Source organism: Agrobacterium sp. B1(2019), from assembly GCF_008274755.1.
Taxonomy (GTDB): Bacteria; Pseudomonadota; Alphaproteobacteria; order Rhizobiales; family Rhizobiaceae; genus Agrobacterium; species Agrobacterium salinitolerans.
Genome location: NZ_VTPB01000003.1, coordinates 1 through 26,602, shown reverse-complemented (window position 1 = coordinate 26,602; position 26,602 = coordinate 1). Strand labels below are relative to the sequence as shown.

At 55.9% G+C, this 26,602-nt stretch carries 27 protein-coding genes and 2 pseudogenes; 16 read left to right on the top strand and 13 right to left on the bottom strand.

Going from position 1 to position 26,602, the window contains the following annotated elements; genetic code table 11:
- The 4 genes and pseudogenes from AGR1_RS20435 to AGR1_RS29930 form a co-directional block, all read right to left on the bottom strand.
- Entirely contained in the window at nt 1–297 is a 297-nt protein-coding gene (locus AGR1_RS20435) for a hypothetical protein (RefSeq protein WP_149148049.1), read from the bottom strand.
- Between the two features lie 90 nt (nt 298–387).
- Complete coding sequence (locus tag AGR1_RS20430) at nt 388–780, bottom strand: transcriptional regulator (protein WP_187772250.1); 393 nt, start codon at nt 778–780, stop codon at nt 388–390.
- Between the two features lie 358 nt (nt 781–1,138).
- The gene (gene traA, locus AGR1_RS20425) at nt 1,139–4,921 is read right to left on the bottom strand and encodes a Ti-type conjugative transfer relaxase TraA (RefSeq protein WP_149148048.1); all 3,783 of its coding nucleotides are present in this window, start codon (nt 4,919–4,921) and stop codon (nt 1,139–1,141) included.
- A gap of 296 nt (nt 4,922–5,217) precedes the next feature.
- A pseudogene (locus AGR1_RS29930) lies at nt 5,218–5,334 on the bottom strand (IS6 family transposase); the annotation flags it as partial.
- 340 nt (nt 5,335–5,674) lie between these two features.
- Between AGR1_RS29930 and AGR1_RS20410 the strand changes: the two are divergent.
- Together AGR1_RS20410 and AGR1_RS29660 are read left to right on the top strand one after the other, a co-directional pair.
- Nucleotides 5,675–7,294, top strand: coding sequence for an IS66 family transposase (locus AGR1_RS20410; RefSeq protein ID WP_149148047.1), 1,620 nt, complete (start codon nt 5,675–5,677; stop codon nt 7,292–7,294).
- 13 nt (nt 7,295–7,307) lie between these two features.
- A complete protein-coding gene (locus tag AGR1_RS29660) occupies nt 7,308–7,463 on the top strand; it encodes a hypothetical protein (RefSeq protein ID WP_187772249.1) in 156 nt (51 codons plus the stop codon).
- Nucleotides 7,464–7,662: 199 nt separating this feature from the next.
- Here AGR1_RS29660 and AGR1_RS20405 read toward each other — a convergent pair whose 3' ends face one another.
- The 3 genes from AGR1_RS20405 to AGR1_RS20395 all read right to left on the bottom strand — a co-directional run bounded on the left by AGR1_RS20405 (nt 7,663) and on the right by AGR1_RS20395 (nt 10,512).
- Nucleotides 7,663–8,322, bottom strand: coding sequence for an outer membrane protein (locus AGR1_RS20405; protein ID WP_137412410.1), 660 nt, complete (start codon nt 8,320–8,322; stop codon nt 7,663–7,665).
- A 207-nt stretch (nt 8,323–8,529) separates the two neighbouring features.
- The gene (locus tag AGR1_RS20400; RefSeq protein WP_149148046.1) at nt 8,530–8,913 is read right to left on the bottom strand and encodes an ester cyclase; all 384 of its coding nucleotides are present in this window, start codon (nt 8,911–8,913) and stop codon (nt 8,530–8,532) included.
- 333 nt (nt 8,914–9,246) lie between these two features.
- Nucleotides 9,247–10,512, bottom strand: a complete 1,266-nt coding sequence (locus AGR1_RS20395; protein ID WP_246669690.1) for an MFS transporter — start codon at nt 10,510–10,512, stop codon at nt 9,247–9,249.
- A 69-nt stretch (nt 10,513–10,581) separates the two neighbouring features.
- Between AGR1_RS20395 and AGR1_RS20390 the strand changes: the two genes are divergently transcribed.
- The 3 genes and pseudogenes from AGR1_RS20390 (at nt 10,582) to AGR1_RS20380 (ending at nt 12,467) form a co-directional block, all read left to right on the top strand.
- Complete coding sequence (locus AGR1_RS20390) at nt 10,582–10,974, top strand: helix-turn-helix domain-containing protein (protein ID WP_149148045.1); 393 nt, start codon at nt 10,582–10,584, stop codon at nt 10,972–10,974.
- Nucleotides 10,975–11,646: 672 nt separating this feature from the next.
- Nucleotides 11,647–11,853: pseudogene (locus AGR1_RS20385) on the top strand (T6SS immunity protein Tdi1 domain-containing protein); the annotation flags it as partial.
- Nucleotides 11,854–11,963: 110 nt separating this feature from the next.
- Nucleotides 11,964–12,467, top strand: a complete 504-nt coding sequence (locus AGR1_RS20380) for an AAA family ATPase (protein WP_149148044.1) — start codon at nt 11,964–11,966, stop codon at nt 12,465–12,467.
- Between the two features lie 148 nt (nt 12,468–12,615).
- On the opposite strand, the gene AGR1_RS20375 is transcribed toward AGR1_RS20380, so the two are convergent.
- Nucleotides 12,616–13,829 (bottom strand): IS3 family transposase gene (locus tag AGR1_RS20375; RefSeq protein WP_149148043.1). Its coding sequence is split into 2 segments (ribosomal slippage): nt 12,616–13,493 and nt 13,493–13,829, totalling 1,215 coding nucleotides; the frame shifts between segments, so codons are not numbered across the junction.
- A gap of 193 nt (nt 13,830–14,022) precedes the next feature.
- Here AGR1_RS20375 and AGR1_RS20370 point away from each other — a divergent pair.
- From AGR1_RS20370 to AGR1_RS20340, 7 genes are all read left to right on the top strand, one after another.
- Nucleotides 14,023–14,613 carry a nucleotidyltransferase family protein gene (locus AGR1_RS20370; RefSeq protein WP_149148042.1) on the top strand — a complete coding sequence of 197 codons (591 nt, stop codon included), beginning with the start codon at nt 14,023–14,025 and terminating at the stop codon, nt 14,611–14,613.
- A 219-nt stretch (nt 14,614–14,832) separates the two neighbouring features.
- Nucleotides 14,833–15,345, top strand: a complete 513-nt coding sequence (locus tag AGR1_RS20365; protein ID WP_149148497.1) for a GNAT family N-acetyltransferase — start codon at nt 14,833–14,835, stop codon at nt 15,343–15,345.
- A 476-nt stretch (nt 15,346–15,821) separates the two neighbouring features.
- Complete coding sequence (locus AGR1_RS20360) at nt 15,822–16,364, top strand: CbrC family protein (protein WP_158662953.1); 543 nt, start codon at nt 15,822–15,824, stop codon at nt 16,362–16,364.
- A gap of 90 nt (nt 16,365–16,454) precedes the next feature.
- Nucleotides 16,455–16,997 (top strand): GrpB family protein, encoded by a 543-nt coding sequence (locus tag AGR1_RS20355; protein ID WP_348640591.1) that lies wholly within the window; start codon nt 16,455–16,457, stop codon nt 16,995–16,997.
- Nucleotides 16,998–17,090: 93 nt separating this feature from the next.
- Nucleotides 17,091–17,288, top strand: coding sequence for a hypothetical protein (locus AGR1_RS20350; RefSeq protein ID WP_149148041.1), 198 nt, complete (start codon nt 17,091–17,093; stop codon nt 17,286–17,288).
- A 206-nt stretch (nt 17,289–17,494) separates the two neighbouring features.
- Complete coding sequence (locus AGR1_RS20345; protein ID WP_246669689.1) at nt 17,495–17,794, top strand: helix-turn-helix transcriptional regulator; 300 nt, start codon at nt 17,495–17,497, stop codon at nt 17,792–17,794.
- Nucleotides 17,791–19,044, top strand: a complete 1,254-nt coding sequence (locus tag AGR1_RS20340; protein ID WP_149148040.1) for a type II toxin-antitoxin system HipA family toxin — start codon at nt 17,791–17,793, stop codon at nt 19,042–19,044. Before AGR1_RS20345 ends, AGR1_RS20340 begins: the two co-directional genes overlap by 4 nt.
- Here the strand turns inward: AGR1_RS20340 and AGR1_RS30170 are convergent.
- Nucleotides 18,985–19,224, bottom strand: a complete 240-nt coding sequence (locus AGR1_RS30170) for a DUF6516 family protein (protein WP_149148039.1) — start codon at nt 19,222–19,224, stop codon at nt 18,985–18,987. The two genes, AGR1_RS20340 and AGR1_RS30170, sit on opposite strands and share 60 nt — an antisense overlap.
- Before the next feature lie 508 nt (nt 19,225–19,732).
- Here AGR1_RS30170 and AGR1_RS20330 point away from each other — a divergent pair.
- Nucleotides 19,733–21,418: an FAD/NAD(P)-binding protein gene (locus tag AGR1_RS20330; protein WP_149148038.1), complete on the top strand. Its 1,686-nt coding sequence runs from the start codon at nt 19,733–19,735 to the stop codon at nt 21,416–21,418.
- Between the two features lie 22 nt (nt 21,419–21,440).
- On the top strand, nt 21,441–22,199 hold the full coding sequence (locus AGR1_RS20325) for an MOSC domain-containing protein (RefSeq protein WP_170985705.1): 759 nt from the start codon (nt 21,441–21,443) through the stop codon (nt 22,197–22,199).
- 378 nt (nt 22,200–22,577) lie between these two features.
- Here AGR1_RS20325 and AGR1_RS20320 read toward each other — a convergent pair whose 3' ends face one another.
- The 4 genes from AGR1_RS20320 to AGR1_RS20300 form a co-directional block, all read right to left on the bottom strand.
- Complete coding sequence (locus AGR1_RS20320) at nt 22,578–23,075, bottom strand: RES family NAD+ phosphorylase (protein ID WP_137412438.1); 498 nt, start codon at nt 23,073–23,075, stop codon at nt 22,578–22,580.
- 7 nt (nt 23,076–23,082) lie between these two features.
- A complete protein-coding gene (locus AGR1_RS20315; protein WP_103466536.1) occupies nt 23,083–23,433 on the bottom strand; it encodes an MbcA/ParS/Xre antitoxin family protein in 351 nt (116 codons plus the stop codon).
- Between the two features lie 564 nt (nt 23,434–23,997).
- A complete protein-coding gene (locus AGR1_RS20305) occupies nt 23,998–24,366 on the bottom strand; it encodes a transcriptional regulator (RefSeq protein ID WP_149148037.1) in 369 nt (122 codons plus the stop codon).
- Complete coding sequence (locus AGR1_RS20300; RefSeq protein ID WP_281406452.1) at nt 24,363–24,599, bottom strand: DUF6516 family protein; 237 nt, start codon at nt 24,597–24,599, stop codon at nt 24,363–24,365. Before AGR1_RS20300 ends, AGR1_RS20305 begins: the two co-directional genes overlap by 4 nt.
- A gap of 21 nt (nt 24,600–24,620) precedes the next feature.
- Between AGR1_RS20300 and AGR1_RS20295 the strand changes: the two genes are divergently transcribed.
- Nucleotides 24,621–25,304: a hypothetical protein gene (locus AGR1_RS20295; protein ID WP_149148494.1), complete on the top strand. Its 684-nt coding sequence runs from the start codon at nt 24,621–24,623 to the stop codon at nt 25,302–25,304.
- Nucleotides 25,301–26,143, top strand: a complete 843-nt coding sequence (locus AGR1_RS20290; protein ID WP_149148035.1) for a nucleotidyl transferase AbiEii/AbiGii toxin family protein — start codon at nt 25,301–25,303, stop codon at nt 26,141–26,143. The genes AGR1_RS20295 and AGR1_RS20290 overlap by 4 nt, the downstream gene beginning before the upstream one ends.
- The last annotated feature ends 459 nt before the right edge of the window (nt 26,144–26,602 follow it).

Below are 26,602 nucleotides of genomic sequence, written 5' to 3'. Positions count from 1 at the left end.
TCACTGATGCACGCTGATGAATACGGTATTCGGATCGACGAAGTAGAACTTGATGTACCAGCCATCACGGCGAATGACGTGGACCTGGATGGAAGCGGCCTGATGGTGCGCCGATGACGAGTGGTTCTGTCCCTGGCTGCGCTTGAGAACGTCACAGACGGTCGAAGCGGAGACCTGACCGGTCAGCAGCAGGTTTTTCGTATTGACGTTCGAACGGTCGGCCTCATGCAGATATGTTCCATTCACCAGGGCGGTGATCACTTTCTTCTTCGCATCGTTGAACCCGAGCGTCACCATATATACGAAGTTCCTCGTAAACTATCAAGTGCCCCCCCACCTTCGGGGTCGTTTGCCTGATAACATTGCACCGCGATGTCGGTCAGCATTTTATTCCAGTCCTGCGCCCATGGGAGCGCCTGAGACTGCGGCCACGATCGTCTTCACGGATGAAGCGATCTCAAAGTAACGTGCCGTGCCACGACCCATCGAGTTCTTCCCCATCGTCTCCACCAGAAGACCGCGTCGAACGAGTGGCTCAATGGTCTCGATAATGCCGCCGCGCGTGAGACCGGTGACCTTAATCAAATCGCTGAGGCCGACCTGATCTTCCCCGCCATGAAGAAATACGTATATCACCATCACTAGCGCGACCTGCTTCAGCCGCGAACTTCCTGACTCCCCGGTGAGCGGATTGCTCATGATCTGGTTGACGATCAGGGTAGTCAAAACCTGGTCTCGCTGCGTCTCTTTCATTCGGCGTACCTCTTTGCCGGTTTTCATCCTCTTCTCGATGAATGTAAATTTCGCTATGAAACCAGCATGATCAGATCCGAGCTTGTTGCAATCATCGCTTCACATAATCCACATTTCTATCATAGCGATGTGGAGCGTATGCGATCTGGCGCATTGGCTTTGGCAAGAGTTCTGCGTGTTCGTGAGCGAGCAGACATTGAGCCGCGAAGTCAGGGCCATGTTCGATTACATCGAGATTTTCTGCACCCCGACACGCAAACACGTCAGAAGCGGAATGCTCTCTCCAGCCGCGACGGATTAAGTCCACCGCGACCCCTGGGAAATTTGGAAGCGTGGCGCACTTTCAAGGACGACCACTATTTAACGCTGCTGTCGTCGGCGCCTACTATCTACTCAATCCAAGCCCGCGAGACCGGTTCATTTGCTGTTTCAGCGTATGGTCATGACTAAGCTCGGCATGGCGTGTCCGATCCACCATGCGGGCTATTGTCCTGATCTGCTCGGCATGTTTTGCGAGCTCCGGACGTGTCTCCAACTCCTCGGCGAACCTGCGAGGATCGGAACTACCGAACCGCCGCGTGAGTGCTTCTGCCACCAGCTTTGCCTCATCAATCGCAGCACGGCCCTCAGGCGACGACCGCAGTTCCGCGACAAGTTCTTCCCGCCTCTCTACCGGCATCTTCTCCACCTGGGCGAGTATCTCGGCACTGCGCGGCGTGAGGCCTGGCACCTCGATCACATCACGCTGTTCACGTTGCCATTGTTCGCTTTGACGTTCTTCTCCCAGCCGGCGCTCCCATGCCTCCGAGACGTAACTAATATGGGCAGAGAGAGATCTCGCATATTGCAGCGCTTCTTTCCGCTCCTTGTTGTTTCCGAACAGACCTGACTTTCCGCGTAGCTCCCCGAACCGCTCTGGTTGCCCGGCCATGGCCTTCGCCATGATCTTGCCATTGCCTTGCTTCTCGGTCATCGCAGTGCGTAGTCTCGCGGCGACCTCGGCCGGATCACGGAACACGTGCCGCACCAGAGATTCCACCGTATCGAATCTCTGCTCGATAATGGACAGTGCCCTTTGCTGCGCCACCTCTTCGATGCTGCGGTCGTGCCGGGTGATCGCCGGCACCAGCGGCGCTGGTTCACCGGGTTCCAGCAGCGAGTGCTGGCCTGCAGATTCTGTGGGGGCAGGGACGGCCCCGTCTCGCGTCATGAGGTCGGACCACCGGATCCGGCGATATCCTTTGCTGTCCTCTATTCGGTTGTCGCGCCGACCGTCATCGATTGTTCGGGCGAACTGATTGCGAGGATTCTCGCGGTGAACAGGACCGGCCAGATCGCCGGCACGTTCCTCGTAAACCTGCTGACGCTCTGATGGCCGATCCTGCTGCTCCCGTTGCAGATGGGCCGCACGGGACAAAACGTCTTGACGCGCATTTTGGGCGGAAGCAAGTTCGATCTCGCTTCTCACCGCAAACTCTTGCCCGATCCACGGGTCGCTGGTGATCCCGCGCCGCTCGGCAAAGTCGCTGATGTAATCCAGCGTCGTTTCCTTCGCGCCGGAACACGACAGGCGGCTTGTCAGCTGCTGGTAGGCGAGTTCATCACCCATGACGACGCGCCATGCATTGCGCTCGGCCTGCGTGCCGTCCGGAAGCGTGACGGGCGTCGCGCCTTCATGCTGCAGTCCTATCCTGTCCCCGATCTTTGGTGAGGTATCTCGCATGGCCCGCTTGAGATCAACGCCCCACACAGTATGCCGCTCTCCCTTGTCATTCTCCAGCGTCACAAAATAGCTGTCGCGTGACTGCGGATGATGCTCGTAGGGCGCAACGCCGTGATCAACCAGCCGGCCCGCCTTGGTGAACTCCTGGATGTCGGCATAGAGCTGCACGCCGTCGCGGTGCCTGGTCATGGCAACATAGGCCAGATGCCGGTCCATGGTGCCGGACGCCAGCACAAAGGCGCGATCGACCGTCGCTCCCTGATTTTTATGGATCGTTGTCGCATAACCGTGGTCGATTGCCTGATAGCTGTCGGTCAGAATGCTGACGCTGTCGCCGCCACGACCATCGAGTTGCGCAACAATTCTGCCCGGCTCGACATACTCGACCGTGCCAAGCATGCCGTTTTTCACACCCAGGTCGCGGTTGTTTTCGAGGAAGATGATCCGGTCACCGGCAGCGAAGGCGCGTTTGCCGTTACAGGTCTGGAAGGTGAGTTCTCCAACATCCTCATTGTTACCACGGTCCTCAACATCCCCACGGTCTCCACGGTCCGCACCGGCGTTCTGCCCGTGGCTGCGCTCCGGCCTTTGCCGGTTCTGAAGCTCGGCACGGATGGCGGCATTGAGGACGCGCACATCGGCACGGCGATGCGCCATGGCAACCCGGCTGCCATCCGGATGCTCTGAACTGTCGGCAACATAATCACGCACGATCCGCGCCATCGCTTCGTCGCGGCTTTCCGCAAAGTGGATGTTGCCGTGATCGCGATAGGCGGCGAGGCCCTCGGCCGTCTTGTGGGTCGCAAAGGCAACTGATGCTTGCCGCTGCCAATCATGGCGCTGGCGGCGAATGCCGGAAAGTTCGACATGACCGATCTGTTCGGCAATCGCCCTGAAGGGGGCACCGGCCCCGATTGCCTGCAATTGCTCGTGGTCGCCAACAAGAACAATCTTTGCGCCACGCTCTTCTGCCTCGCCGATGAACCGGGCAAGCTGCCGGCTCCCGACCATGCCGGCCTCGTCGATGACGAATACGTCACGTCGGCCGATCAGATCCCGGCCATGGTCCCAGCTGTATGACCATGACGCCAGCGTGCGGCTCTCTATACCGGAACTTTCCTCAAGACCCTCGGCGGCCTTTCCGGCAAGCGCTGCTCCATGGACCTGATAACCTTGGGCCTCCCACGCCTCGCGCGCGGCTGCGAGCATGGTGGACTTTCCAGCACCGGCAAACCCGACCACGGCGGCGATGCCTTCAGGTCCGGTAATATGCGCGATTGCCTGACGCTGTTCATCCGACAATCCCGCAGACGGATCGCTCGCAGCCGACGGTCCGCCAGAGCTTGTCCGAAGAGCGTGATCCTGCCTTTCCATCGCGCGCTCGACATGGCGCGGATCGACATCGTGGGACTGCGCCTGATGCAGCCGCTCCGCCGATCGCGCCATTGCGAGTTCCAGATTGATCATGTCCCGTGTCGAATAGCGCGCATTGGAAACCTCGCCTGTCTCGCGATCGATGCGCTCAGCCTGGAGTTCGACAAGCGCTGGCGAGGCCATCACAGCCGCAAAAGCGTTCCGGAACATTTGCGCGTCATCGTTGATGTAGCGATGCAGGGTTTTGGCAATATCGTGCCGATCGAACACGCTCTTCTCATGGCTGATCAGCGCCAAGACCTGTTCCGGCTTTTGGCGGATCAGTGCTGCATTTTGCCGTGCTGCCTCGTCATCCAGTCGGCCACGTTCGACCGCCATGCCCTGCTGCTGCATCTGCGAGGCATGCACGCCCATGTGTTCGGTCGGCGACAACTCGAGACCGCGCTCCGCATGCGATCGATGATCGATGCGAACATCAAGGCCTTCGCGCTGAAGCTGACGGTTGGCGATACCTTCCCACGCCTGCCTGATATCGCGAAGCTGCATATCGGTTGTCGCCATGCCATGTGCCAGCAGCCGTGCGTTCTTGTGCTCCAGATAAGTTTTCTCGCCAAGGCCGGTTCTGCCAACCTGTCGCGTCGTCATCAGCACATGCGCATGGTAGTTCCTGATATCACCATGCTCGCTTGGCGAATGGATGGCAAAATCCACGGCTGCGCCATAGCGGTTTGCAAGATCCCGGGCAAAGGCGCGTGCCGCCTTCAGTCGCCCCTCTGGCGACAGCTCATGCGGAAGCGCGATTTCAAATTCGCGAGCGACGCGGGCATCTTTTCGCTTTTCTGCAAACTCGGCAGCGTTCCACAACCTCGAACGATCCAAAGCCCAATCGGCAGAAAGACCGTCCGGCAGCACGATCTCTTTATGCTCCACTCCTTCTTTCCGGGTAAAATCATGCACAAGCCCATCGCGGTGATTGGTGAGAAGAACTGCGCAACGATAGGCGGCGGATGCCACAGCACTTCGGCCGGATGACCGCGAGACAGGTTTGGTACTGAGATGATAAATCGCCAACCGAAATCTCCGATCCGCAAACGGGGAAATTCAGCGCTCCAATGCGTGGCAAGTCGTAAGTGCGCCCTTGTCTGTTTACCGGTGGTGACGCTAGCAACATCGAACGGGTGTTTCGACTGCTAAAAGTGGTCAGCAAAATTCAACCTGAGATAATGAACCCTTCAATGTTCGCTATTGAGGAACGCTGGTATTCCAGTACCATTTGCATCAATCAGAGATGGCTGGCCAGGACCGAAGGCGACATCGTAAACTTAACGGCAACGAGGGCAATTCATGGTGCCGGCTGAGTTTGTCGGTCATGCTCTTGCAATTTTCGCCCACAGGTTCATCGCCTCCAAACGCAGTTGGCGATGATGGCTGGAGGGGATGTCGTGGCGTGGGATGTGGAACAGGTTGGCAATCGGGTCGTGGACGCCCGATTGTTCAGGCCCTTAACCATTCAATGGCGCGCTTTACGTCTTCCGGTCGAAACGGGCCGATCGTATTCGGATTGCCTGGTGGGATGGCAGTGGTGTCTGCCTCTATTCGAAAACCCTGGAAGATCAGGGCTTCTGCTGGCCCGGCATATCGACGGCCCGGATCCGTCTGGACCATTCGCAGCTGATGGCGTTGCTGGCCGGAATGGATTGGAAAAAGATCCGCCCGACCAAGGTCAGGCGACCCTTGTTGACGGGCTGACAGCACCTGCGACAAGATGAATCATGCTGCTGTAATGGTTGGGAAAACAGCTGTTTTTGTGCTCTACTCCTTCGCATGGATTTGCCCCTTCACGACCTGCCGGACGACGTGGACGCGCTGAAAGCGATGGTTCTCGCGATGGCGCGCGAGCAGGCGGCGAAAGAAGCGCGGCTGAAAGCGGCTGAAGCTGAGATCGTTCGGCTGGAGGCGGTGGAGAAGAATGCCAACGAGCGGATCGCCAACCTCACATCGATCCTGAAGGTTCTGCAGCGCACGCAACATGGCACCCGTTCTGAGCGGCTGCGTCTTGGTGTCAGCGATGAGCAAGTCTCCTTTGCCTTCGAGGAAGTCGAGACCGGTCTTTCGGAAATCCAGAGCGAGCTTGATCAAGCGGCCAAAGACAAGCCGAAACGGGCAGCACGTCCGCGCAAGGGTTTTGCCGCTCATCTCGAACGCATCGAGGAAGTGATCGAGCCGGAGATCCCTGCTGAATACGTGGGCTTGGAAAAGGTCCTGATCGGTGAAGATCGCTCGGAACGGCTGGATGTCGTGCCGCCGAAGTTCCGGGTCATCGTGACGCGCCGCCCCAAATACACCTTCCGCGGCCACGATGGCGTGCTCCAGGCTTTGGCACCGGCGCACATCATCGAAAGCGGCCTGCCGACGGAGCGGCTGCTCGCCTATATCGCCGTCTCCAAATACGCCGACGGCCTTCCGCTTTACCGGCAAGAGGCAATCTATCTACGCGACGGTGTCGAGATCAGCCGATCGTTGATGGCCCAGTGGATGGGGCATCTGGGCTTCGAACTTCAGATTTGCGCCGATTACATCCTTGAGCGCGTCAAGGAGGGTGAAAGGATCTTCGCCGACGAAACGACATTACCCACTCTTGCCCCTGGGTCCGGGAAAACGACGAAGGCTTGGCTTTGGGCGTACGCTCGCGATGATAGACCCTATGGTGGAACCAGCCCGCCGATGGTGGCCTATCGGTTTGAGGACAGTAGGGGCGCTGACTGCGTGGTTCGTCATCTCGCCGGATTCAGTGGCATCCTGCAAGTTGACGGCTACTCGGCCTATACCGGTCTCGCCAAGACGCGCGCCAAAGACGGCAGCAATGAAACGATCCGGCTCGCAGGATGCTGGGCGCATCTTCGCCGCAAGTTTTACGACCTTCACATCAGTGGTGTCTCAAAGGCTGCAACGGACACGATCATCGCGATGACCGAGCTTTGGCGCATCGAGGATGAGGTCCGCGGCCGGGATGCCGACAGCCGATCCATGCTGCGTCGGGAAAAATCTGCAACCATCGTCTCCGGCCTCTTTGATCTTTGGGAAAAGGAACTGGGCAAGGTCTCTGGCAAGTCCAAGACCGCCGAAGCAATCCGTTACGCGCTCACCCGGCGCGAAGCACTGGAGCGCTTCCTGACGGACGGCCGGATCGAAATCGACTCCAATATCGTTGAGCGCGCGATCAGGCCCCAAACAATTACGAGAAAGAACAGTCTATTCGCCGGCAGCGAGGGTGGTGGACGCACCTGGGCGACGGTCGCCACCCTCTTGCAGACAGCCAAGATGAACAACGTCGATCCGCTTGACTGGCTTTCCCAGACCTTGACCCGCATCGCTCAAGGCTGGCCCGTATCTGAAATCGAGGCACTCATGCCCTGGAACTTCAAGTCCCACGCCATCGGCTGACCGCTTACTATGGATGCGCAACCAACTGCAAAAACCGGCGGACGGAACGGGTGCGCAGATGCTGCGGGACTTGCTGCGGCGTCAGCTGCCGCGGATGGCGCCGCGTGGCGCCGATCGTCAACTGCTTGAGGATTTGCTCAAAGGGGAAATCATGGATGAGACTGGCTGAGCGTTTGGTGGCGGAAGAAGGAGCGTGTCCGTCCGCGTCCGGTCCTGGTCGGCATGTTCAGTGGTTGTGCTGCGACTACGCCGGGTAAACAGGCTGTCAGCACTTGTCTACCGCCGGTTTTTTGCTTCCGGCCTTTTGGAAAGGGACAGGAAAAAGCCCGGCACAACGGCCGGGCTTTTGCTGTTGCTGTCCGGGTGGATCAGAACTTTACGCCGAGGCCGACACGGATTGCATGCTGGTCGACATCCGCGTTGATTGCAGCGCCACCGAAATCGAAATCCTTGTCGCCGAAGTCGGTGTAACGATACTCAACGCGTCCGAACACCATGTCGGTAAACGCGTAGTCGAGACCAACGCCGACAGTGTAGCCGTTGAATGTTTCCTTCACGTCGGCAATGCCCGGAACTTCCGCGTAGCCGCGAGCATACGCCCAGCCTGCAGTACCATACACCAGAGCACGGTCAAATGCGTAGCCGACGCGGCCACGAACCGAACCCTGCCAGTCGAACCCGTAGTCAAAGCCGGTGCCAAGGATAGTGGCTGAATCATCGCCCCAGTTCTTTTCGAAGTCAGCCTCAAGGCCGACGACCCAGCTGTTGCCAAGGTCATAGTTGAAGCCAACGAAACCACCGGCGAGAGCGCCGTCGAAGTCTGCGGACGTTTCGCCGGGAAGGCCGACGATCGAAGCGTCATTGTTGTTCCAGCCGTACCCGGCCTGGACACCGGCGGTAAACCCGGTCCAGCTGAACAGCGGCGCAACGTCTGCAACTGGGGCGGCAGGAACTTCTGATACGGCATCGGCCGCCATTGCAGTCGATGCCGCGAGCACGAATGCGATAGTCGATACGATTTTCTTCATAGGCTCTGAACTCCCTTACGTGAGAGATCATTCATATGCTTTTTTCCTGAAATATGATGTAACCTTTGTGCAACGCCCGCGACCTCAGCAGCTGTCTGCATAAATTTAAGGCTGCCCGGGCCCGGCGGGAAGCCCAGTGCAATCGCGCTCGTTATGGTGACTTTTCCAGGGCGCGTGGCCGCCGATGTTTTTGCAAGGCCAAGGCCGTCAGCCAAGTTGACGTTCGATTGCGGCCTTGTCGATGACCGACCAGACCCTGCGGATTTTCATGTGCTCAAATTCGTAGAACACGTGCTCGCAGAACTGAAACCTCCTGCCATTGACCGGAAGGTCCATGAAGGTGGCCCTGGGCGTGCAATCGAACGAAAGCCGGGCGGCAACCCGGGTCGCCTCGCTGACAAGGATTTCTGCCTCGAACCGAAGATCGGGAATGTCGGTAAAGTCGTTTTCCAGCATGTCGCGATAGCCCGACAGCCCGAAGGGTCGGCCATTGTGTTCGACCGTACCGTCGACGAAGGTGCCGAGGTCATCGAAGTCCTGGCGGTTAAGGCAGTCGAGGTAGGCGAGATAGATGTCGTTGAGTGTTTGCAAGTTGTCTTCCGGGGGTGCGGACGAAAAGTTGGACCACCAAGGAGGTCGTTCATGTATTCCTACGCAGACAGACTTCGAGCGGTTGAGCTCTATATCCGGCTGGGCAACCGACTTAACGCGACCATTCGCCAGCGAAGCTCGAGACGATGATGATGAAAGTGAGCGAGTTGGGTTATGATGTAAAAAGCTTGAGTTTCCCGCCCAGAGATAACCGCTGACGGAGTAATGTGATTGAGTCCTTTGAAAAAGGCTATGCGCAGCCGGCCTCGATGCGTACGACCGTCGTAGCGAGCGAGGAGGATCAAGGCGCCCGAGGCATACCGCCACCTGTGATCAGCCTTCGGGATTTTGTTTCATCACCGGCGACGGCTTTCTGTGTGTATTCGGCCATCCAAATGCAACGAGGATGGCAACGACCATCATGGCGCATGACAGCAAGAAGGTGAGGCGCATTCCGGTGGCGATGGCGGATGTTGTCGCACTGTTAAGATCCTCCGTCCCGACGGCGAAGGAAAATACCGCGCCCATGGCAGAGGCGCCGGCGATCAGGCCGATATTGCGCGACAAGCCGAGTAATCCCGAGACCGTTCCGCGCCGGTCATGTGGCACGTCCGAAAGGGCCGCTGTGTTGTTGGCGGCCTGAAAGAGCTGATAGCCTGGCGTCAGTACGATAACGGACAGCGCATAGCCTGTAACTCCGATCATGTTTGGCACGAACGCCAGAAGCAATGTGCCCGTGGTCAGGAGCAGGAGACCGACGGCGAGCACGCGGCGGCTTCCCCAGTTGTCTACCAGCCGGCCGGAGGGCACGCCGCTCAACATGGAGATGACCGGGCCGATCATCATGACGAGGCCGGCCTCGGTCGCGGCCAGCGCGAGGCCGAGGCCGAGATAGAAGGGGCCGACGACCAGTGTCGTCATCATAACGGCAGCGACGAGGATGTTGACGATGAGATTTGGTACCAGAGAGCGGTTCATCACCGACCGCAGGCTTGCTGATATGGTTCTGCCCTTGCCAGTGTCGGCGGGAAGTACCGATATGGCCATGATCATTGCCAGGGCCGCCAGCGGCACCTGCACCCAGAATATGGCGCGCCAGCCTGCCAGCGGGATCAGAAGCCCGCCGAGCGATGGGCCGAGCGCCGTTCCCAGCGCCGAAACAGTACCGAGCAGGCCCATTGCCCGCCCGACACGGTCCTCGTTTGCGGTCTGGCGCATCAGTGCCATCGGCAGCGTCATCAGGAAAGCCGCGCCGACACCTTGAACAGCGCGAGCGCCGATCAGCAGCCATAGCGTAGGGGCGATCGCGCAGAGCAGCGAGGAGAGGGCGAAAATGACCATCCCGGTGACGAGCATGGGCTTCAGCCCGAAACGGTCGCCGAGCCGGCCAGCGATCAGCACCGAGCAGGTCAATGCGACGAGATAGCCGACGACCACTGCCTGAACCTGCGAGAACGGTGCAAAAAATGCCTCTGCCAGCGACGGCAGCGCGATGTTGGCGATACTGGTGCCAAGCGAGGCAAGCAACATTGCCAGTGCAAGCGTCGCCGTAATGCCTGTTTGCGGCCTCCCCGACGGATTTGATTTTACCTGTTCCAATGCCTTGTCCTCTTGATTTGAGTAACGTTCGGGAGCATCCTGCCACTTCAAGTCAACTTGAGGTCAAGTATGAAATTGTTGGATATTGGAGAGGTGGCGGCGCAAAGCGGAATCAAGCCTTCGGCGCTGCGTTATTATGAGGAGGCCGGGCTGATTTCCTCGGTCTCGCGGCATGGCATGCGCCGGCAGTTTCCGCCGGAAGTGTTGTTACAGCTCAAACTGGTTGCGATGGGCAAATCGGCGGGGTTCTCGCTAGACGAGATTGCCGGCATGTTTGGCGTGAATGGTTTGCCGGACCTTCCGCGCGCCGTTCTTCATCAGAAAGCCGATGCGATCGACCGGCAGATCCACGAGCTGACCGCGCTGCGCGACACGCTTCGTCACGTGGCAGATTGCCCGGCGCCCTCGCATATGGAGTGCCCGACATTCCGGCGGTTGGTTAACGTTGCAGGAAAGCGTTAAAAGATCGAGAGACCGAAAAGAGGCCCTAGCTGTCCGTAGACGCCGGGCACGGAAAGAACCACGACTGAGTTTGGATATCCACCGTTGAGCCGGGCCGATGCCGGCTGGTTCCCTGCGATATTGGTGTGACTGGTAGGTGGAGGCAAAAGAACAGCGGGGAGGAATGATGCAACTGACCCAGGTTTGCTGTCGAGGTTTCGTCACTTCAGCGCTCGGCGTTTGGTGGCCGATATTTTGAGAATTATAACAAGGTTTATCAGTAGTTTATCTATTATTGTTTAAGTGCGTTATGAGGATGAATGGCAGCTTGCAGTTCAATTCACTGACCAAGCCCGGTGATACAAAAGTGGGTCTGTCGTTCTGTTAGATGACGGTGCGGTTATGAGATATCCCGGTTGTTGCAATTGAGGTGAGTCTTCTGATGAAAAACCAAATTGGCATACCTGTGCGCTCCGGATCCGTTGGGGATGTGTAGCTGCTGCCCTTATGCGTCTTGGTTCAATCATCCTTGCATTTATGGAGTTTTATTCCGCAATTCCAAGGATAAATTGGAGTTTTGTTATGATCCGACCTGGCCGACCGCTTCGCGGCGACGCGTTGGCCACTTGCGGACATTTCGTAAGACGCGACTAATCTTACCATCGGCGGGGCGACGTCAAAAAGCTTTTCAAGCCGACATGTGTCAAGCTGGGAAAGCTCGCCGTCGGGCAGATCTATGGTTGCAAACCGATCGTCGCGCTTGGCGGCAACAGAGCCCTGGAAAGCCTGACGATCTACGACGCGTTGCCGCATATGGTGATCCTGGGGCAGGCGCATGATATGCAGTTGATGGAAAACGCCGCGTTTCCGCCTCGGCCGGTGCGCGGGATTGGTTCATGAACTCGGCCCTATGACCGCATCGGGCCAACGGCCGTCATGGTCCTGAAGCGCCAGTAGGGGACATTGAAGACAATCCTGTTAGTTTGGCATTGGCTGGGCGGAGATAAACAATGCTTGTAATTTTCGGCGGACTGCCTGGATCAGGAAAAAGCACCGTTGCTCAAGCGTTAGCACGGAGAATAAAGGCGCTTTATCTGAGGGTGGACACTGTCGAGCAGGCAATCCGTACATCCGCACCATTGATGGAAGGGCTGGATGTTGGCCCAAGCGGGTATGTGACACTCTATCGATTGGCGACCGATAACCTGCTGCTCGGGCACACGGTTATCGCAGACTCTGTCAACCCTTTGCCTCTAACCCGAAATGCGTTTCGAGACGTAGCCGCTGAGTCTGGCACTAAATTCATTGAGGTCGAGATCTTTTGCTCCGATGTTACGGTTCACCGCCATCGCGCAGAGACAAGATCACCTTCTGTTGATGGGCTTTCCCCGCCATCATGGGCGGCAATCCAGAATACGCACTATGAGGCTTGGATGCCCGATCTGCGCTTAGATACCTCTCTCCTGTCTGTCGAAAAAAGTGTTGCGGAGATCGTAAAGAAACTAGGCCGATGAACGAAACGGGCCGGCTGCTACGCCGCCCGCTCCCTACAGCACATTGGAGAGTGCGCTCGCGAGCGGCTTCGCTAGCAACCAGCTACACCACGCGGCGGGACACGATCCAATATCCGTGGAGTGCTCCCCATTTCACCGGACAGGTCGGCTAGATTGATTTAGCCCTGATGAACTGCCGAGGGGAAGCCATCTTGAGGGCAGAATGGGGATGGATTTCATTATAATCCTCGATCCATCCGTCGATGAGCCGGAGCGCTGTTTCGGCGTCCGGCAGAGGTGATATGCGCACGTAATCCCGTTTCAGGGTTTTGACGAATGCCTCCGACATGCCGTTCGACTGAGGGCTGGCGACCGGCGTGAAGCAAGGTGTGAGATTGAGTGCTTGTGCAAACAGCCTCGTGTCCCTCGCGGTGTAAGCAGAGCCATTGTCGGAGAGATGCTCGATAGCGTGCGGGGCTCGGGTTGCATGGAAGCGTTTCTCGACCGCCTCCAGCATCATGTCACGCACGTCCGAGCCGGAAATGCCTGCATTGGCAACCGCCGTCCATGCGATGATCTCCCGGTCGAAAGCGTCGATGATGAAGGCGAGACGGATCACCTCGCCGTTCCAGCAAGTGAACTCCAGACCGTCGGAGCACCAGCGCAGATTGGAGCGCACGACCATGACCTTGCCGTCATGGATGCGGCCCTTGCGAACGGCCGTATGCTTCTCCAGCAACATGGCGTGGTTGCCCATGATGCGGTGAACCCGCTTGGCGTTAACGACGGGCTTATCGGCGGCTCGACTTTCGCGATTGAGGAGCGCGGCGATCCGCCGATAGCCATAGGTTGGCCTTTGATATACCAGTCTGCGGATGATGGGTAAAAGCTCTGCATCCTCGGCCTTATGATAGGAGCCGCGCGGCTTCGATCTGCCTTTCAGCCGCTCGATGAGGTTGGAACGGGATACGCCCAGCGTATCTGCGACGGCCTTCATCGCGAACCGTCCTTCGGCAACAAGATCGGCCGCGATATCCGTTTTTTTGAGTCCGCTTTGGAAAGGGCTTCGCGGAGGATTTCGACCTCCATCGTCTTGCGGCCAAGCATGCGCTCCAGCTCGCGGACGCGATCTTCCAGCTTCTTCACTTCCGAATTGCCGACCACCGGCTCGTCAGAATCCACAGCTGCAGCACCTCCCTCGCTCAAGAGCCTGCGCCACCGGTAAAGCAGATTGGGCGCGACGCCATGGCGGCGAGCGGTGGACGATACCGTCTCGCCTGGTTCGAAACTCTGCTCAATGATCGTCAGCTTTTGCTCGGTTGTCCACCGCCTGCGGCGCACATCACCCGTCAGCAATTCAACATGTCGATAGTCGTTAGACATAAGCCTGTCCTCAAGCCTGTGCTTAAGCCATTCTGCTTATGCCGACTGTCCGGTCAAAATGGGGTGCAGTTCAATCCGCCAAAAACGGACATTGCGGACGCCGCGAAACTCCTTATTCTTTGCCGTCGCAGATGTCAGGAAAACAAGCGTCGCTTTAACCGAGAGTTTCGTGACAAGAAAGGAAACCACAAGGATGGACCAGCACGAAGGGATTCGATCCGCTGTTCTCGCTAGTCCATTGCTTCGCCCAATCATCGATGGGTGGGATAACGTAGCCTTACCGGATTGTTGGTTGGTCGCGGGCGCTATCGCTCAAACCGTTTGGAACTGGACGTTCGATTTGCCATCTACCCACGGTATTTCCGATATTGATATCGTTTACTTTGACCCGGACGACCTTACGGAAAACGGGGAAGCGCGGCAGGCGGCAAGAATTCGTGCGGCGTTCTCACATCTGCCAGTATGGATCGATGTGAAAAATGAAGCTCGGGTGCATATGTGGTACGAGGCCAAGTTCGGGTATCAGATTATGCCATACACCTCCACTGCCGAGGCCATCACCACATTTCCCACCACGGCGACAGCAATCGGCGTGAAGCCCATCGGAGGCTCCCTTCTTTTCCATGCTCCGTTTGGAACGGACGATCTGATGAACGGGGTTGTCCGAGCGAATAAGAAGCAAATCACCCGCGAAATATACGATGCTAAAACTGCGCGGTGGATCGCTGTCTGGCCTGACCTCTCCGTTGTGGCTTGGCGTGATGAAGATTCGCGAAAATCTTGATTTCACGACAGTCGGCCGCGGCTCAAATCAAAGCGGAATTTCTGTCGCAAAACTCAGAGTTTCGCGGCCGACTTTTGCCACTGAGTATGTCCGCGATAGGCCGGTGACCGTCATGGCGCAGAAGCACCAAAAGCGGACGAAAGCTTTCATCTGCCGCATCGACGGTATGCACTCAACAGTGGCGGACGGGCGAGATGAGAGGTTTGCGTGTCAACCATTATGAGGACTAACCGACTGCTTCTCAGGGAAGTCGAAAAACAAGACCTAGCCGCGTTGAGCAAGATTTACTCCGACCATGAATGCATGAGATTCTATCCAAGCACCAAGTCGTCATCTGAAATCCGGACTTGGTTTCAGGAGCTTTCATTCGATAGCTACCTCAAGCACGGCTTCGGCCTTTGGGCAGTAGTTGACCCCTCTTCCGGACAGGTCATCGGCGACTGTGGGATCACCCTCCAAGAGACCCCTGAAGGCACCGAACCGGAAATAGGGTATCATCTGTGGCGTGACTTCTGGGGGAAAGGGTTTGCGACTGAGGCTGCGACAGCTTGTCGGCGCCATGCGCTGAACACCCTTGGCTTGGGCAGGGTGGTCAGCATAACAAGCCCCGAGAATATACCGTCGCAGAAGGTCGCGGAAAAAGTCCATGACCGAATGGAGGTCTACCAAAAACGGCTCCAGAGCAGCGGGCGCATCGTAAATCGATACCTGTATATTAGCCAAGCTCAATGACCACTACGGGCCAACTGCGGTCTTCCGCTTCGCGCCCATTGCGGTCATGGGGCATCAAGGACTTCGGTCAACCTGGTAAGCAGATTTTCGACTTCATCGCGATTCGCTCCCATTCGAGTTTCGAACTCTGGCAGGGAAAGACCATTGCAAACTTCATTCAAGGCTTGGTGTAAAATTTTTGCTTCTGATCGTGAGAACGCTATGTGTATCGGTTGACTATGTGACTCCATCGGGTTTCCCTGCGTTGGATTAAGGCGATTATCGTCCGCCGGCCTTGTCTCACACTTTTTTTGAAGTCTGCATAGGGCCAATTGCAGACATGGGTTCTTCGCCAGAAGCGGGCATCGCCAAGGCGATCGACAGATGTCGAAGCGCCACAGCAAAAATGTGAATTCCCACCTGTCTGCGCTATTGTTAGGTATGACAAGCAACGGTGAGCTCGTATCTTCCTTACAATGTTAACAACGGAGCCATGGATGGCGGTACTAGGGAAAGACCTGCCCAATTTCGAGTATTTTCTCGATCCCATCGCAAACGGCTGCGTCGTGCCCATGCTTGCGAAATGCCCATGCTGCGGAAAAGATCGGGAATTCATGTACTGCGGCCCGATATACTGCAAGGATAACATTCTGCACGTATGCCCATGGTGTATCCACAGCGGCGAAGCCACGCGGAAGTGGGATGCCTCTTTCAACGACGCCCATTCGATACCGAAGAACGTCCCGAAACAAATTATCGACACGGTGTGCAACAGGACGCCCGGATTTGAAAGCTGGCAGACCAATCACTGGCTTTTTTCGGAGACGGACGCCATGATGTTTGTTGGCGAGATCGATGGGGTCACCTTGTTGGCCGAAGCGGACGATCTAAAAATAGCTGCCTGCCGGAGGGCGCTGGATGAATGGCACTTTTCCGAAGAATTCGACCTTGCGGAAATCACCCGAGGAGGTCAGCCTGCCGTTTATCTTTTCAGGGACAGACAATCCGGCGAGTACAGCGCTTATGCTGACATGACCTGACACACGCGAAGAGCGCCGTCGTTGTGAGTGGTACATATCAAGCGGTAGCTCTGCGCCAAGAAGAGACATTCGAGCGGTGGATAGGCTAACGTGTCTGTTCCCATGATTACGGATGCGCTGATGCCGACCTTGGTTGAAATTCTTCCCTACGACCCGAAATGGCCAGATGACTTTTTGGTGACCGAAGCCCTTTTGAGAGAAGTGCTCGGAGGATGCGTTGGGGCAGTCGAGCACATCGGTAGCACTGCAGTACCAGGATTGGCCGCAAAGCCAATAATTGACGTGGACGTTGTCGTATCGGGCATCGGAGACATTCCCGGTGCGAGCGCGGCTCTCATCGACGCTGGCTTCGAGCCTCGTGGCAATCGGTATGACGATGATGTTTGGGCCTTTCTTTTGAAACGCCCTTCACCCCAGATAAGGGTCTACCTTTGCCCGCCCTTCAACCAAACGCATGAGAGGCGGTTGCTTTTCCGAGACTACCTCCGCCAACATGACGATATGGCCTTGGCATACTCCACCTTGAAGCGCCGTCTTGCAGAGCAGTTTCCGTATGATGGGGATCGCTATACCTCGGAGAAAAGTGCTTTCATTTCCGAGATAGTCTGCGCGGCACAGAATGACATGGGATGACCGGTTTGGGCCGGTCGGAGACATTGCAATGGTTTGGTAAAGGGCTAACCTCAGCGGCTGCTCAGAGCAAGCGTAACGACAAATGAGGCGGCAATGAAGCTTGGTGGGCCGGATGCGCCTTTTGGCATGGAAGAGACAGTTCCGCAGACCGTCAGCACGCCTCTGGCGCAGCCTGGCAAGCCAGGCTTCAGTATCTCGACCGCGACGGAAGCACTGTTCCATGGTGTGGATTTCGCAGACGCCAGCATTCTTGAGAGACGAAGGCAGGTCATTTGTGGCGAATTCATATAACGCACGACGGCTAGTAAGGCCGTTATAAGGAAAAGTCGTATTCCTTATAACGGCTGACCGATGGTGGAAAACGGCCGCGATGATGCAGTCCTACAATACGCAACGGGTCATAAAGCCGAGTTTTCTGAGCGTGCAGGTGAGTTGCGATTTATTTTAAATGCTATTATATTGGCATTAAAAAGTCTGATTCGCGCATGGATGATAATATGTTAGCATTTAAAATGTCTTCTCCTGTGGAGGTTATCCGGGACCTGGCGGATAGGATGAAGCGCCGGCGGATCCAGCAAGGATTGACCCAACGCGAATTGGCTGCGAGATCGAATGTCTCCTACGGATCGCTGAGGCTATTTGAAGAAACCGGCAAAATTTCTCTCGAGAGTCTCGTGAAAATTGCCTTTGCTCTTGAGGCGGAGGCGGAATTTGAACGGCTGTTCCCGGGTCGGCCGCCACAGAATATCGATGATGTCATTGATCGTCCTCTCAAGCACCGTGTGCGCCGGAAATGAAGTTCACGTCAATCCAGAAGATGAGCGTTTATCTGGAGCTCGAAGGGAATGAGAGAAAGCTCGGGACGCTTGCCTGGAGCGGCGGGGAACGGCGGGCGTATTTCGAGTACGCGGCGGAGTTTCTGGCGGCGCCCCTTTTGGTTTCACCATTCCATATGATGGCCTCCACTGGATTGATTGCGGCGCCTCGCGATCCATTTGACGGGCTTCACGGGCTGTTCAACGACAGCCTGCCGGATGGTTGGGGTCGGCTGTTGCTGGACCGCCGGCTTCAGCGGGCGGGCATCGACTATACCCGGCTTACCCCGATCGACCGTCTGTCGGCAGTGGGCAGAACGGGAATGGGCGCGCTCTCATATGTTCCTGAATTGCCAGACGACCAGGAGCCTCAGGCCGTCACCGATCTCGACTGGTTCGCTGATCAGGTCGAGTTGGTGCAGGCTGAAATGGACGTGGCTGATATTGACAGCTTGCAGGGCGCGCAGGGTGGATCTGCGGGCGCGCGGCCGAAGATTATGATCGGCTTCAACCAGGCGGAAAACAGATGCGTTCTGGATTATGGCCAACCGTTGGATCCGGGGTTTGAAAGGTGGATGGTCAAGGCGCCAAGTTCCGATGATCCGCGGGAGATCGGTCCGGAAGAAAAAGCCTATTCGCTTATGGCGGTCGCTGCAGGACTGACGATGGCCGACACCCTGCTGCTGGAGACCAGGAAAGGACGACGGCTTTTTGCGACGAAACGTTTTGACAGGACCCCTGCGGGCAGGCTCCACATGCACACGGCAAGCGGCCTGCTGAATGCCAGCCATCGTGAAGCGAGTGTGAACTATGAGCAACTGCACAAGCTTACTCACATAATGACCCGCGACGCTACGGAAGTCCTGAAGATGTTCCGAAACATGGTGTTCAATGTCTATGCCAGAAATCGCGACGACCATGCGAAGAACCACGCCTTCCTTATGGACGGGAATGGCCGCTGGTCTCTGGCGCCCGCATACGATCTTACTTTTTCGTCGGGACCAGGTGGAGAGCACAGCACGGCAATAGCCGGGGAAGGCAGGAATCCCAGCATGTCCCACCTTCTGGCAGTCTCCAAAGGGGCCTCAATTTCTGATCAGGACGCACGGGAAGTTATAGAACAGGTTAGAGCAGCCGTAGACCGATGGCCTGAGTTTGCTGGGGAAGTTCAGTTAGCCAGAACTCGGACCGCTGAACTCGACAGGTTCTTGAATGGTAATCGGCTGGCTTAAAGGCCGACGATGACCTTTGCCACCTTCGTTGTCGAAACCGACGATACGCCTGCCGTCCCTGCCACAAAACACTCGATACTTGGACAAGTGGGGGCTGCCGGGTTCGGGCAGCTTCCACACAACGATCTCGACAATCGCATCATCTGGCAAAACAGGTTTCGAACGTTCGACAGCGATCACGGCGAACTTGTTTGCAGGGTATTTATGCTTGAAATATTTTACTACAATACGACCAGTATATACATATATTGCGGTTTTATACTTATATGGTGAAATTATGTACTACTTATGGGCTTGAGTGAATGATTGATCGCGGCGCGCGCCATTGATTTGAGACAGGGAAGGATATCATTAAACATATAATTTATGTCGTAGTGATATAGAACATATAAAATTTGTAAGCAAACCATTGCTGGCAGAGGGAGGGGGTTTAATTGGCGGATTTTTGCTTGTTATGCAGACCTGCAATATGATGGAGCTTCGCGGGACGAGCCTCCAATGTGGGACGACGCATCAGCTGAGACAGCGATGCAACCCCATCAGTTCATTACCGCGCGCCTCGGGCCGTCCGCAAAGCGCGATTACGGGCATATTTGTCACAGACCGTACGAAACGGAACGCTGCGGGAACGCGACGCCCGTCTCGCCGTTATGACCTGCTGTAATAGATGGCATTGGAGTACGTGCGTATGGGCAGTCGGGTTTGCATCATTGGGTCAGGTCCCACCGGTATTTTCACACTTCAGCGTCTGGTTCAGTCTCCCGCACCACTCTCCATCACCGTTTACGAAGCCGAAATGCTGGCCGGAAAGGGGACGCCCTATCTTCCGGGTGCCAACGATCCGGTAATGCTGTCCAATATCCCCAGCATTGAAATACCTCCAATGCCCATGTCGCTGATCGACTGGCTGTACAGCCAGAGTGACGATTATCTGAGCCGCTTCTCCATTGTGCGATCTGGAATCAATGAGCGCGAATTCTATCCACGGCTCATTCTGGGCGATTATTTTCACACACAATTCACAGCCATTGTGACAGACGCGAGGAACCGCGGGCATGAGGTCGATGTGTGCCCCGGCCATTGTGTCAGGGATATCGTTCTCGGTCTCGATCAGATCCGCGTCAGCGTCGATACGAATGATGGCAGTTTTGATGCCATTTTTGACCATGTCGTGATGGCGACAGGCCACAACTGGCCAGATAAAACCGAGGTGAGACCCGGTTATTTTGCGTCTCCATGGCCGGCGGCAGGCCTTAAGGCAGCCTGCCATGGTCGGCTTGGTATATTGGGAACGTCTCTGAGCGGCATCGATGCCCTGTTAACCGTCGCGGTATCGTGCGGTTCATTTATCCATGATGAGGCGGGAATATTGCAGTTCCACGCTGCCACCGGCCACGAGAATTTCTCGGCCGTGATGATGTCGCGCAAGGGGTTGTTGCCGGAAGCTGACTTCTACGGCCCGCTTCCATATTCAATGCCAAATGTATGCACGCAGGAGGCCGTGGATCAGGAGATTGGACTAGGACCGGTTGGTTTGCTCGACAGGGTGTTTGAACTTTTTGGCCGTGAAATCGCGACTGCTGATCCCGACTACGCCTCTGAGATAGGCTTGAACAGCCTTACCGTCGATAGTTTCGCGGAAGCTTATTATGGGCGCCGGTCAGCCACTGATCCATTCGCCTGGGCAGCAGCGAACCTTGCGGAGGTTGAGTATAATGCCCGGGAACGTGTCACGGTACCCTGGCGCTACGCCATTTTGATAACACACGAAATTATCGCGCGGGCGATCCCACATTTGGACACACAGGATCTGGGCCGGTTTAACAAGTCGTTCAAAAGTGTCTTCATTGATGACTATGCGACAGTTCCGCATTTGTCGATCAAGCGTCTTCTTGCACTACGGAATGCCGGCCGGCTCGAGATTATGCGGCTCGGCCACGATTATTCCATCGATACTGATGGTCTTTCGCGCGGGGCGAGGGTGCGGATGAGGGATGCCGAAGAGATATTCGACAGCTTTATCGATGCCACTGGCCAGACTGCCCTCTCCGCCCGGGACCTGCCTTTCCCTTCGCTGCGGCGCGGGACTGTGAAACCAGCAATGACAGTGGAGTCCGGGACTCCATTAGCTATTGAAGAGAACGACACAATTGTCAGAAGAACCGGTGGTATAGCGGTGGACGAAAGTTACCGTCCGCTCGATACGGGCCTGCTGTCGAACCGCCTTTACTGTGTGGCCATTCCCTTTTTGTTGCACAAGCATCCGTTCGTTCAGGGCATAACAAGCGCAGCGGAACTGGGCGAGACCGCTGCGGAGGCCATTTTGGAAGACCTGAGCAAAACCGCATTTCCGTCGATACTTTTAACGGCCTGACAGTAGCAGACGGGAAGTGATGATGACGGAGCGCATTCGACCAATGCCGGCATTCGGGAAAATCGTGGAAATATGGCGATACCCAGTGAGCTCACTCGGCGGGGAAATATGCCATGAGGCCGACATCAGTCTGAATGGGATCACGGGAGATAGGCGTTTCGGCCTCTTTGATCCCGTGTCCGGCGTAGTCGCGGCGCCGGAAAAAGACGCTCGTTGGCGCCCGGCGCTTTTTCTTAAGAGCGCCATGGATGAGAATGGCGTTCGTATCGGGTTTCCAAACGGACGATGGCTATACCTCGAAGATTCTCAATTGCCGCAGGCGCTGTCAGCGCATTTCGGATTTGAAGTGGCGATCGGCAGTTACGCCGCTGCGGATCCTCTAGCACCCTCTGTTCCGCAAATCAGAAATCGCTATTCGGTATCGCCCCTGCATTTAGTGACTACCTCCTCGTTGTGCGAACTTCAGCGGATGACACCACAAAGCACTATCGACCGGCTGCGTTTTCGTCCCAACATCCTACTTGAAACGGAAGACATGTCCGGCTTTTCAGAATTTGGCTGGATCGGCGACGTCATCAGTTTCGGCGCAGTTGAGGTCACGGTGACGGAAACGACAAAACGCTGTGGCATGACTCTTATCGCCCAGCCGGAGCTGAAGGAGCAGCCTGAAATCCTCCGAACCATGCTGAGAAACACCAAGCGCGCGCTTGGCATTTATTGTGAGCCCAGGACAACAGGCCGTATTGAGATCGGCACTACTGGGAAAAAACACGTCGGGTAGTCGGTTGTCTGCGGTTAGATGCGTCACAGCTTTCGCAGAGGTTATTTAAGTATCCCTCTCGGCAGTTAGGCCAGAGCGCCCGCCGACCAACGCAATAATTGAGACTGCTTATTATTGAGGGCTTGAGACGAGCTCGATGCGGACACAGGAATAAACCGTCATGTGACGTGTATATGAGAGCATCGGATTGAGCCCGAAGGAGGTAGACGGATGCAGTGGCGAGCCGGACTAGATGTCCGCCGTCTCGCAGCATGAGCGTCAGCCTGCGTATATTGGCCCATTTCAGTGGGTCATTTACGGCGGATTTTCAATTAATTGACCCATTATAATGGGTGTTTTAGACGCATTCTTGCCGCCCACGGAGATTTCACAGCGGTTTCAGCGTGACAAGCGCTGCTCATCATCGATTAGGATCAACTGATGTGGAACGGTGTCTCCCCATGTCCAAAGGACGACGTTCAGGTCGATATCAGTCGCCCCCGGAGCAAAGCTCCTGACGATCAAACCGCAAAAGCCCTCGTTTTTCAGAGACCGGGCAAGACGTTGTGTGGGGGCTTCACCGAACACATTCATGTCGTCTCGCCAAGTCGGGGTGCTGAGAGTTTGACCGTCAATACCATGATCATGAAGCAGGGCGCCATCGCGAGTATCAAACAGCGGTGTGATGTCGGCATCGTAGGAGACAAGAGTTGTAGGCTGTAAGCTGCCCGCCTGATTTGCTTCCTTCAATGCCGTGATGACTGTCACTGACGTGTAGAGTGCAGGCATGCCTTTTGGATTGAATCTGCCGCCATAAAGCTCGGCACCTCGCCCGGAGAGCGGCTCACGAGCGAAAACGGGATTAAGCGCCCGGTAGAGTTTACCCTGGTAGTGCATCAGGCCGTCAGGCATGCACGCCAGCGTCTATCGCGTCGATGTACTCGAGTACTTCGTGAGCGCGCCCGTCTCGGACGAGCTGCATTGCTGTGTGGCCAGAAAAGCCTGAGAGAGGCTCTGAACGATACCAGGCATATGCCATGAGTGCAGATCCGAAACGGGCCTCCACCTTGTTGATGACTTCGATCATTTCGCGCAGTCGCCGTTGGGTCTTGTCCGACTTGATGCGTTCTTTGCGCTGTACGGAATCTTTGCCCAACCCGGCACTGCGTGCGATATCGTCACTTGTTGTATGAAGGACGTCGGCGATTTTTCTTGGCGCGAACAGCCCTTTGTCAGCATATTGTGCGAGAGCCATGATCGTCTCCTTTGATAAGCCAAAGATACTGACGCAATATAGCGTCAAAATTACAGGCGTTCAAGGTGTGGTCTCCTCTTATAGCTGCAAGCCGCTATACATTCATGTTGGATGCCGTCGCCATGAACGTTCGTGCAGCGGTTGCCTCCAAGTTGGGCACCGGGACGCAAACCGTGTTCCGCAGCCGCAGTAGGAAGCCCCCGCCATGCGGTCGGAGGTGGTGCTCCCACTGTCGCTGGAAGCAAGGAAACTATCGGGAAATCCACCCCTTAGCCAAAGTTTGTCCATTGCATTTGCCGGCACTTCCAATCCATCGACAGGCTGCATTTCAAGATATGCTATGCGGCCAGCCAGTGTTTCTCCAGATTGTTTGAGATCGATGGAAGCCGAGCCGAGTAGCAGGAACTGGCCGGTGCGCCGTCCGGCGGCGATTGCGATCGATCAAGCCCCGCAGGGTCTGGAACACGTTAGGCGGACGATGAACTTCGTCGGAAACCCTCGCCGTCGACATCTTGAGGGCCTCGATCATATTGACCCGGCGATGGCTTGCGTTGCGGTCCCTGATCAGGCTGCCGCTCTGAGGTCGAAATTCGCGTGGATGACTTCGTAGGGTACATGAACCTTTCCGTCTTCGGTTTGTTCGAATATACCCCAGTCCGACAATGCGGACACGTCCTGGTGGACACGCTTAACGTCACGTTCGACGGATCGGGCAAGTCCGCGTATGCTCGATGGACCGATCTTCTGAAGATGTTCAATCAATTCCCACCTTTTTGGGGTGATGACAGAAAAAAGCCGTGCGGGCGACGAAAAGGTGAAGACTGCCACGGGTTCTGAGGGATTGCCTGAACGCATGGCGTTCGTTGCCCTTTCAAAAACCTCATTGAGGGCAGCTTCGCTGTCTGCTCTGATTTGAATCAAGGCTTCTCTCATGGCTTCTTCCTCCTCTTGATTATCTCCTTCCGAAAGTCGGACAGGAGGGCATCGGTCGTTGTGAACATGTAAGGATGCTCGTCGCCGTCGAGATGGCAATGATCGCCTTTGCCGCGTTCGTTGTCGAAACCGACGATGCGCCGGCCATCCTTGCCATAAAGCACTCGATACTCGAACGTGCATCCTACCGGGAACGGGTTCGAGACTTGTATAAAAGTTCTTGAAACTTTCATGAATTGGAAGTATCAAGAATTATGTCTTCGTTGGTGGACCAGATTTCTGCGGCCGGACTGGCTGATCGTTTTCTGAATGACCGGCAACTCGCCGAGTTGCTGGGCGGCAGTGACGCGCGCCGTTATGGCCTTGTCAACCGCGCTTTGAAAGACGGGTCCCTCATCCGCCTGAAGCGTGGTTGTTATGTGCTGGCGCGACGCTATCGACGTGACCCGGTTCATCCGTTTGCCGTCGCCCAAAACCTCGTGCCGGGCAGCTATATCTCTTTCGAGACAGCACTGTCGTTTCATGGATGGATTCCGGAGGCGGTGTTTGTTACCGCCAGTGTTTCACCTGGACGCAAAAGCCAGGATTTTTCGACGCCCGGGTTCGGGACCTTCAGCTATCATCCTCTGGCGATCAACGATTATCGGTTCATGACGAGTGTTGACCGTGTCCCGCTCAACGGCTCGATTGCGTTCGTTGCCAGGCCTCTTCGGGCGCTTATGGATCTGGTAGCGCTTCGCAAGGTGGAGTGGAGCGGGCTTGAATGGCTTACGATTGGTATGAGGATTGAGGAAGATGCCCTTTTCGGATTGCGACGCAAGGATTTTGCTGCATTGAAGCCGGTGTACAAGCACAAGGCTGCGAATGTCTTTCTCCGGGCGCTGGAAGGTGCTCTGATGCCTTCCAGGTGTCTGCATGATGTCGAGGTCAGGGCATGATTGAGATTATCCGGGACAAGCTTCGGCAATACGCGGCGGAGAGTGCAATAGAGGAAGAGAATGCCATCAAGGAAATACTGCAGGAGGTCGTACTCTACGCTTTGTGGCGGGGCGATTTTTTCGATGTGGCTCTTTTTCAGGGTGGTACAAGCCTTCGCATTCTTCATGGCCTGCCGCGTTTTTCCGAGGACCTCGATTTTCTTCTGCGGGCTCCCGACACGGGTTTCAACTGGTCTCCTTATCTCAAGGTTCTGACGGATGTTGTCGGCCAGTTCGGGTTGGAATTGGAGGCACATCCCAAGGTGCGGATGGATACGGCGATCCGTCAGGCTATTATCAAAGATGACTCAATCGCGAGCCAGTTGGATCTGTCATTTGCGGGAAGAGGTAGACCCAAGACAATTCGTATCAAACTTGAGATTGACGTTAATCCGCCTGCGGGATCGGGTGAGGAAACTACCTACCTTGATTTTCCGGCTGATTGTGAGGTCCGCCATCAGGATTTGCCTTCCAATTTTGCGCTCAAGATACACGCTCTTCTATGCCGTGGTTTTCTCAAGGGGCGTGATTGGTATGACTTCTCCTGGTATGTGTCCCGCAGCGTCTCGCCAAATCTGGACCTTTTGCGCAATGCGCTGATGCAGGCTGGTCCATGGGCAGGAGATGAGACTGTCCATGTAGATGCTGCCTGGCTGAAAGCGGCTCTTTCAGAAACGATCAAACGTATCGACTGGAAAGAGGCTGCCGGGGATGTTCGACGGTTTCTTCGTCCAGCCGAGCTTAAATCCACGGCTCTTTGGAGTGATCGTTTTTTCCTTGCCAAGCTGGAAAAGCTTTGAAGCTTCCCGATGTTCTTATGTCCGTAGAAGGCAGGCGAATGTTTCGTCGGCTACGTTTTGCAAATTATATATTTTCGCATTTTTGATTTGACGGATTTATTAGGCTTCACTCAGAAGCGCGCCTGAGGCGGGTGGTGGGGTCATGGGAATATTTTTGCTATAACATCCACGGCAATACATATATTTGTATATTTATACTTTTTGGATGGAATATTGTTTTGCGTGCCGAGGGGCCGAGAGGATTCCTGCCGGTCGCAAAATGAGGGTGATTAAAACATATATATTTATGTGGATAACTAAGTAAACATATAATTTATGCATTTGCTTACCTGGCGGACTGCTATGCTTGGTCGGATGATTTATGCGGGTTTAGTGCGGAAGCTAGGGATTTTAGCAGGAATCTGGCTGAGCATTGATTGAAAGGGTGATTTTTGTTTGGCGGCGATCGATCGTAATAAC

Excerpts from the sequence above, each read along its gene's own strand:
- AGR1_RS20390 (WP_149148045.1), top strand. The coding sequence starts at position 10,582 with ATGAAATTGTTGGATATTGGAGAGGTGGCGGCGCAAAGCGGAATCAAG.
- AGR1_RS20325 (WP_170985705.1), top strand. The coding sequence starts at position 21,441 with ATGACGGAGCGCATTCGACCAATGCCGGCATTCGGGAAAATCGTGGAA.
- AGR1_RS20330 (WP_149148038.1), top strand. The coding sequence starts at position 19,733 with ATGGGCAGTCGGGTTTGCATCATTGGGTCAGGTCCCACCGGTATTTTC.
- AGR1_RS20320 (WP_137412438.1), bottom strand. The coding sequence starts at position 23,075 with ATGCACTACCAGGGTAAACTCTACCGGGCGCTTAATCCCGTTTTCGCT.
- AGR1_RS20350 (WP_149148041.1), top strand. The coding sequence starts at position 17,091 with ATGAAGCTTGGTGGGCCGGATGCGCCTTTTGGCATGGAAGAGACAGTT.
- AGR1_RS20370 (WP_149148042.1), top strand. The coding sequence starts at position 14,023 with ATGGACCAGCACGAAGGGATTCGATCCGCTGTTCTCGCTAGTCCATTG.
- AGR1_RS20380 (WP_149148044.1), top strand. The coding sequence starts at position 11,964 with ATGCTTGTAATTTTCGGCGGACTGCCTGGATCAGGAAAAAGCACCGTT.
- AGR1_RS20435 (WP_149148049.1), bottom strand. The coding sequence starts at position 297 with ATGGTGACGCTCGGGTTCAACGATGCGAAGAAGAAAGTGATCACCGCC.
- AGR1_RS29660 (WP_187772249.1), top strand. The coding sequence starts at position 7,308 with ATGCGCAACCAACTGCAAAAACCGGCGGACGGAACGGGTGCGCAGATG.
- AGR1_RS20360 (WP_158662953.1), top strand. The coding sequence starts at position 15,822 with ATGGCGGTACTAGGGAAAGACCTGCCCAATTTCGAGTATTTTCTCGAT.
- AGR1_RS20300 (WP_281406452.1), bottom strand. The coding sequence starts at position 24,599 with ATGAAAGTTTCAAGAACTTTTATACAAGTCTCGAACCCGTTCCCGGTA.
- AGR1_RS20345 (WP_246669689.1), top strand. The coding sequence starts at position 17,495 with ATGTTAGCATTTAAAATGTCTTCTCCTGTGGAGGTTATCCGGGACCTG.
- AGR1_RS20365 (WP_149148497.1), top strand. The coding sequence starts at position 14,833 with ATGAGGACTAACCGACTGCTTCTCAGGGAAGTCGAAAAACAAGACCTA.
- AGR1_RS20290 (WP_149148035.1), top strand. The coding sequence starts at position 25,301 with ATGATTGAGATTATCCGGGACAAGCTTCGGCAATACGCGGCGGAGAGT.
- AGR1_RS20410 (WP_149148047.1), top strand. The coding sequence starts at position 5,675 with ATGGATTTGCCCCTTCACGACCTGCCGGACGACGTGGACGCGCTGAAA.
- AGR1_RS20405 (WP_137412410.1), bottom strand. The coding sequence starts at position 8,322 with ATGAAGAAAATCGTATCGACTATCGCATTCGTGCTCGCGGCATCGACT.
- AGR1_RS20315 (WP_103466536.1), bottom strand. The coding sequence starts at position 23,433 with ATGGCTCTCGCACAATATGCTGACAAAGGGCTGTTCGCGCCAAGAAAA.
- AGR1_RS20305 (WP_149148037.1), bottom strand. The coding sequence starts at position 24,366 with ATGAGAGAAGCCTTGATTCAAATCAGAGCAGACAGCGAAGCTGCCCTC.
- AGR1_RS20295 (WP_149148494.1), top strand. The coding sequence starts at position 24,621 with ATGTCTTCGTTGGTGGACCAGATTTCTGCGGCCGGACTGGCTGATCGT.
- AGR1_RS20430 (WP_187772250.1), bottom strand. The coding sequence starts at position 780 with ATGAAAACCGGCAAAGAGGTACGCCGAATGAAAGAGACGCAGCGAGAC.
- AGR1_RS20340 (WP_149148040.1), top strand. The coding sequence starts at position 17,791 with ATGAAGTTCACGTCAATCCAGAAGATGAGCGTTTATCTGGAGCTCGAA.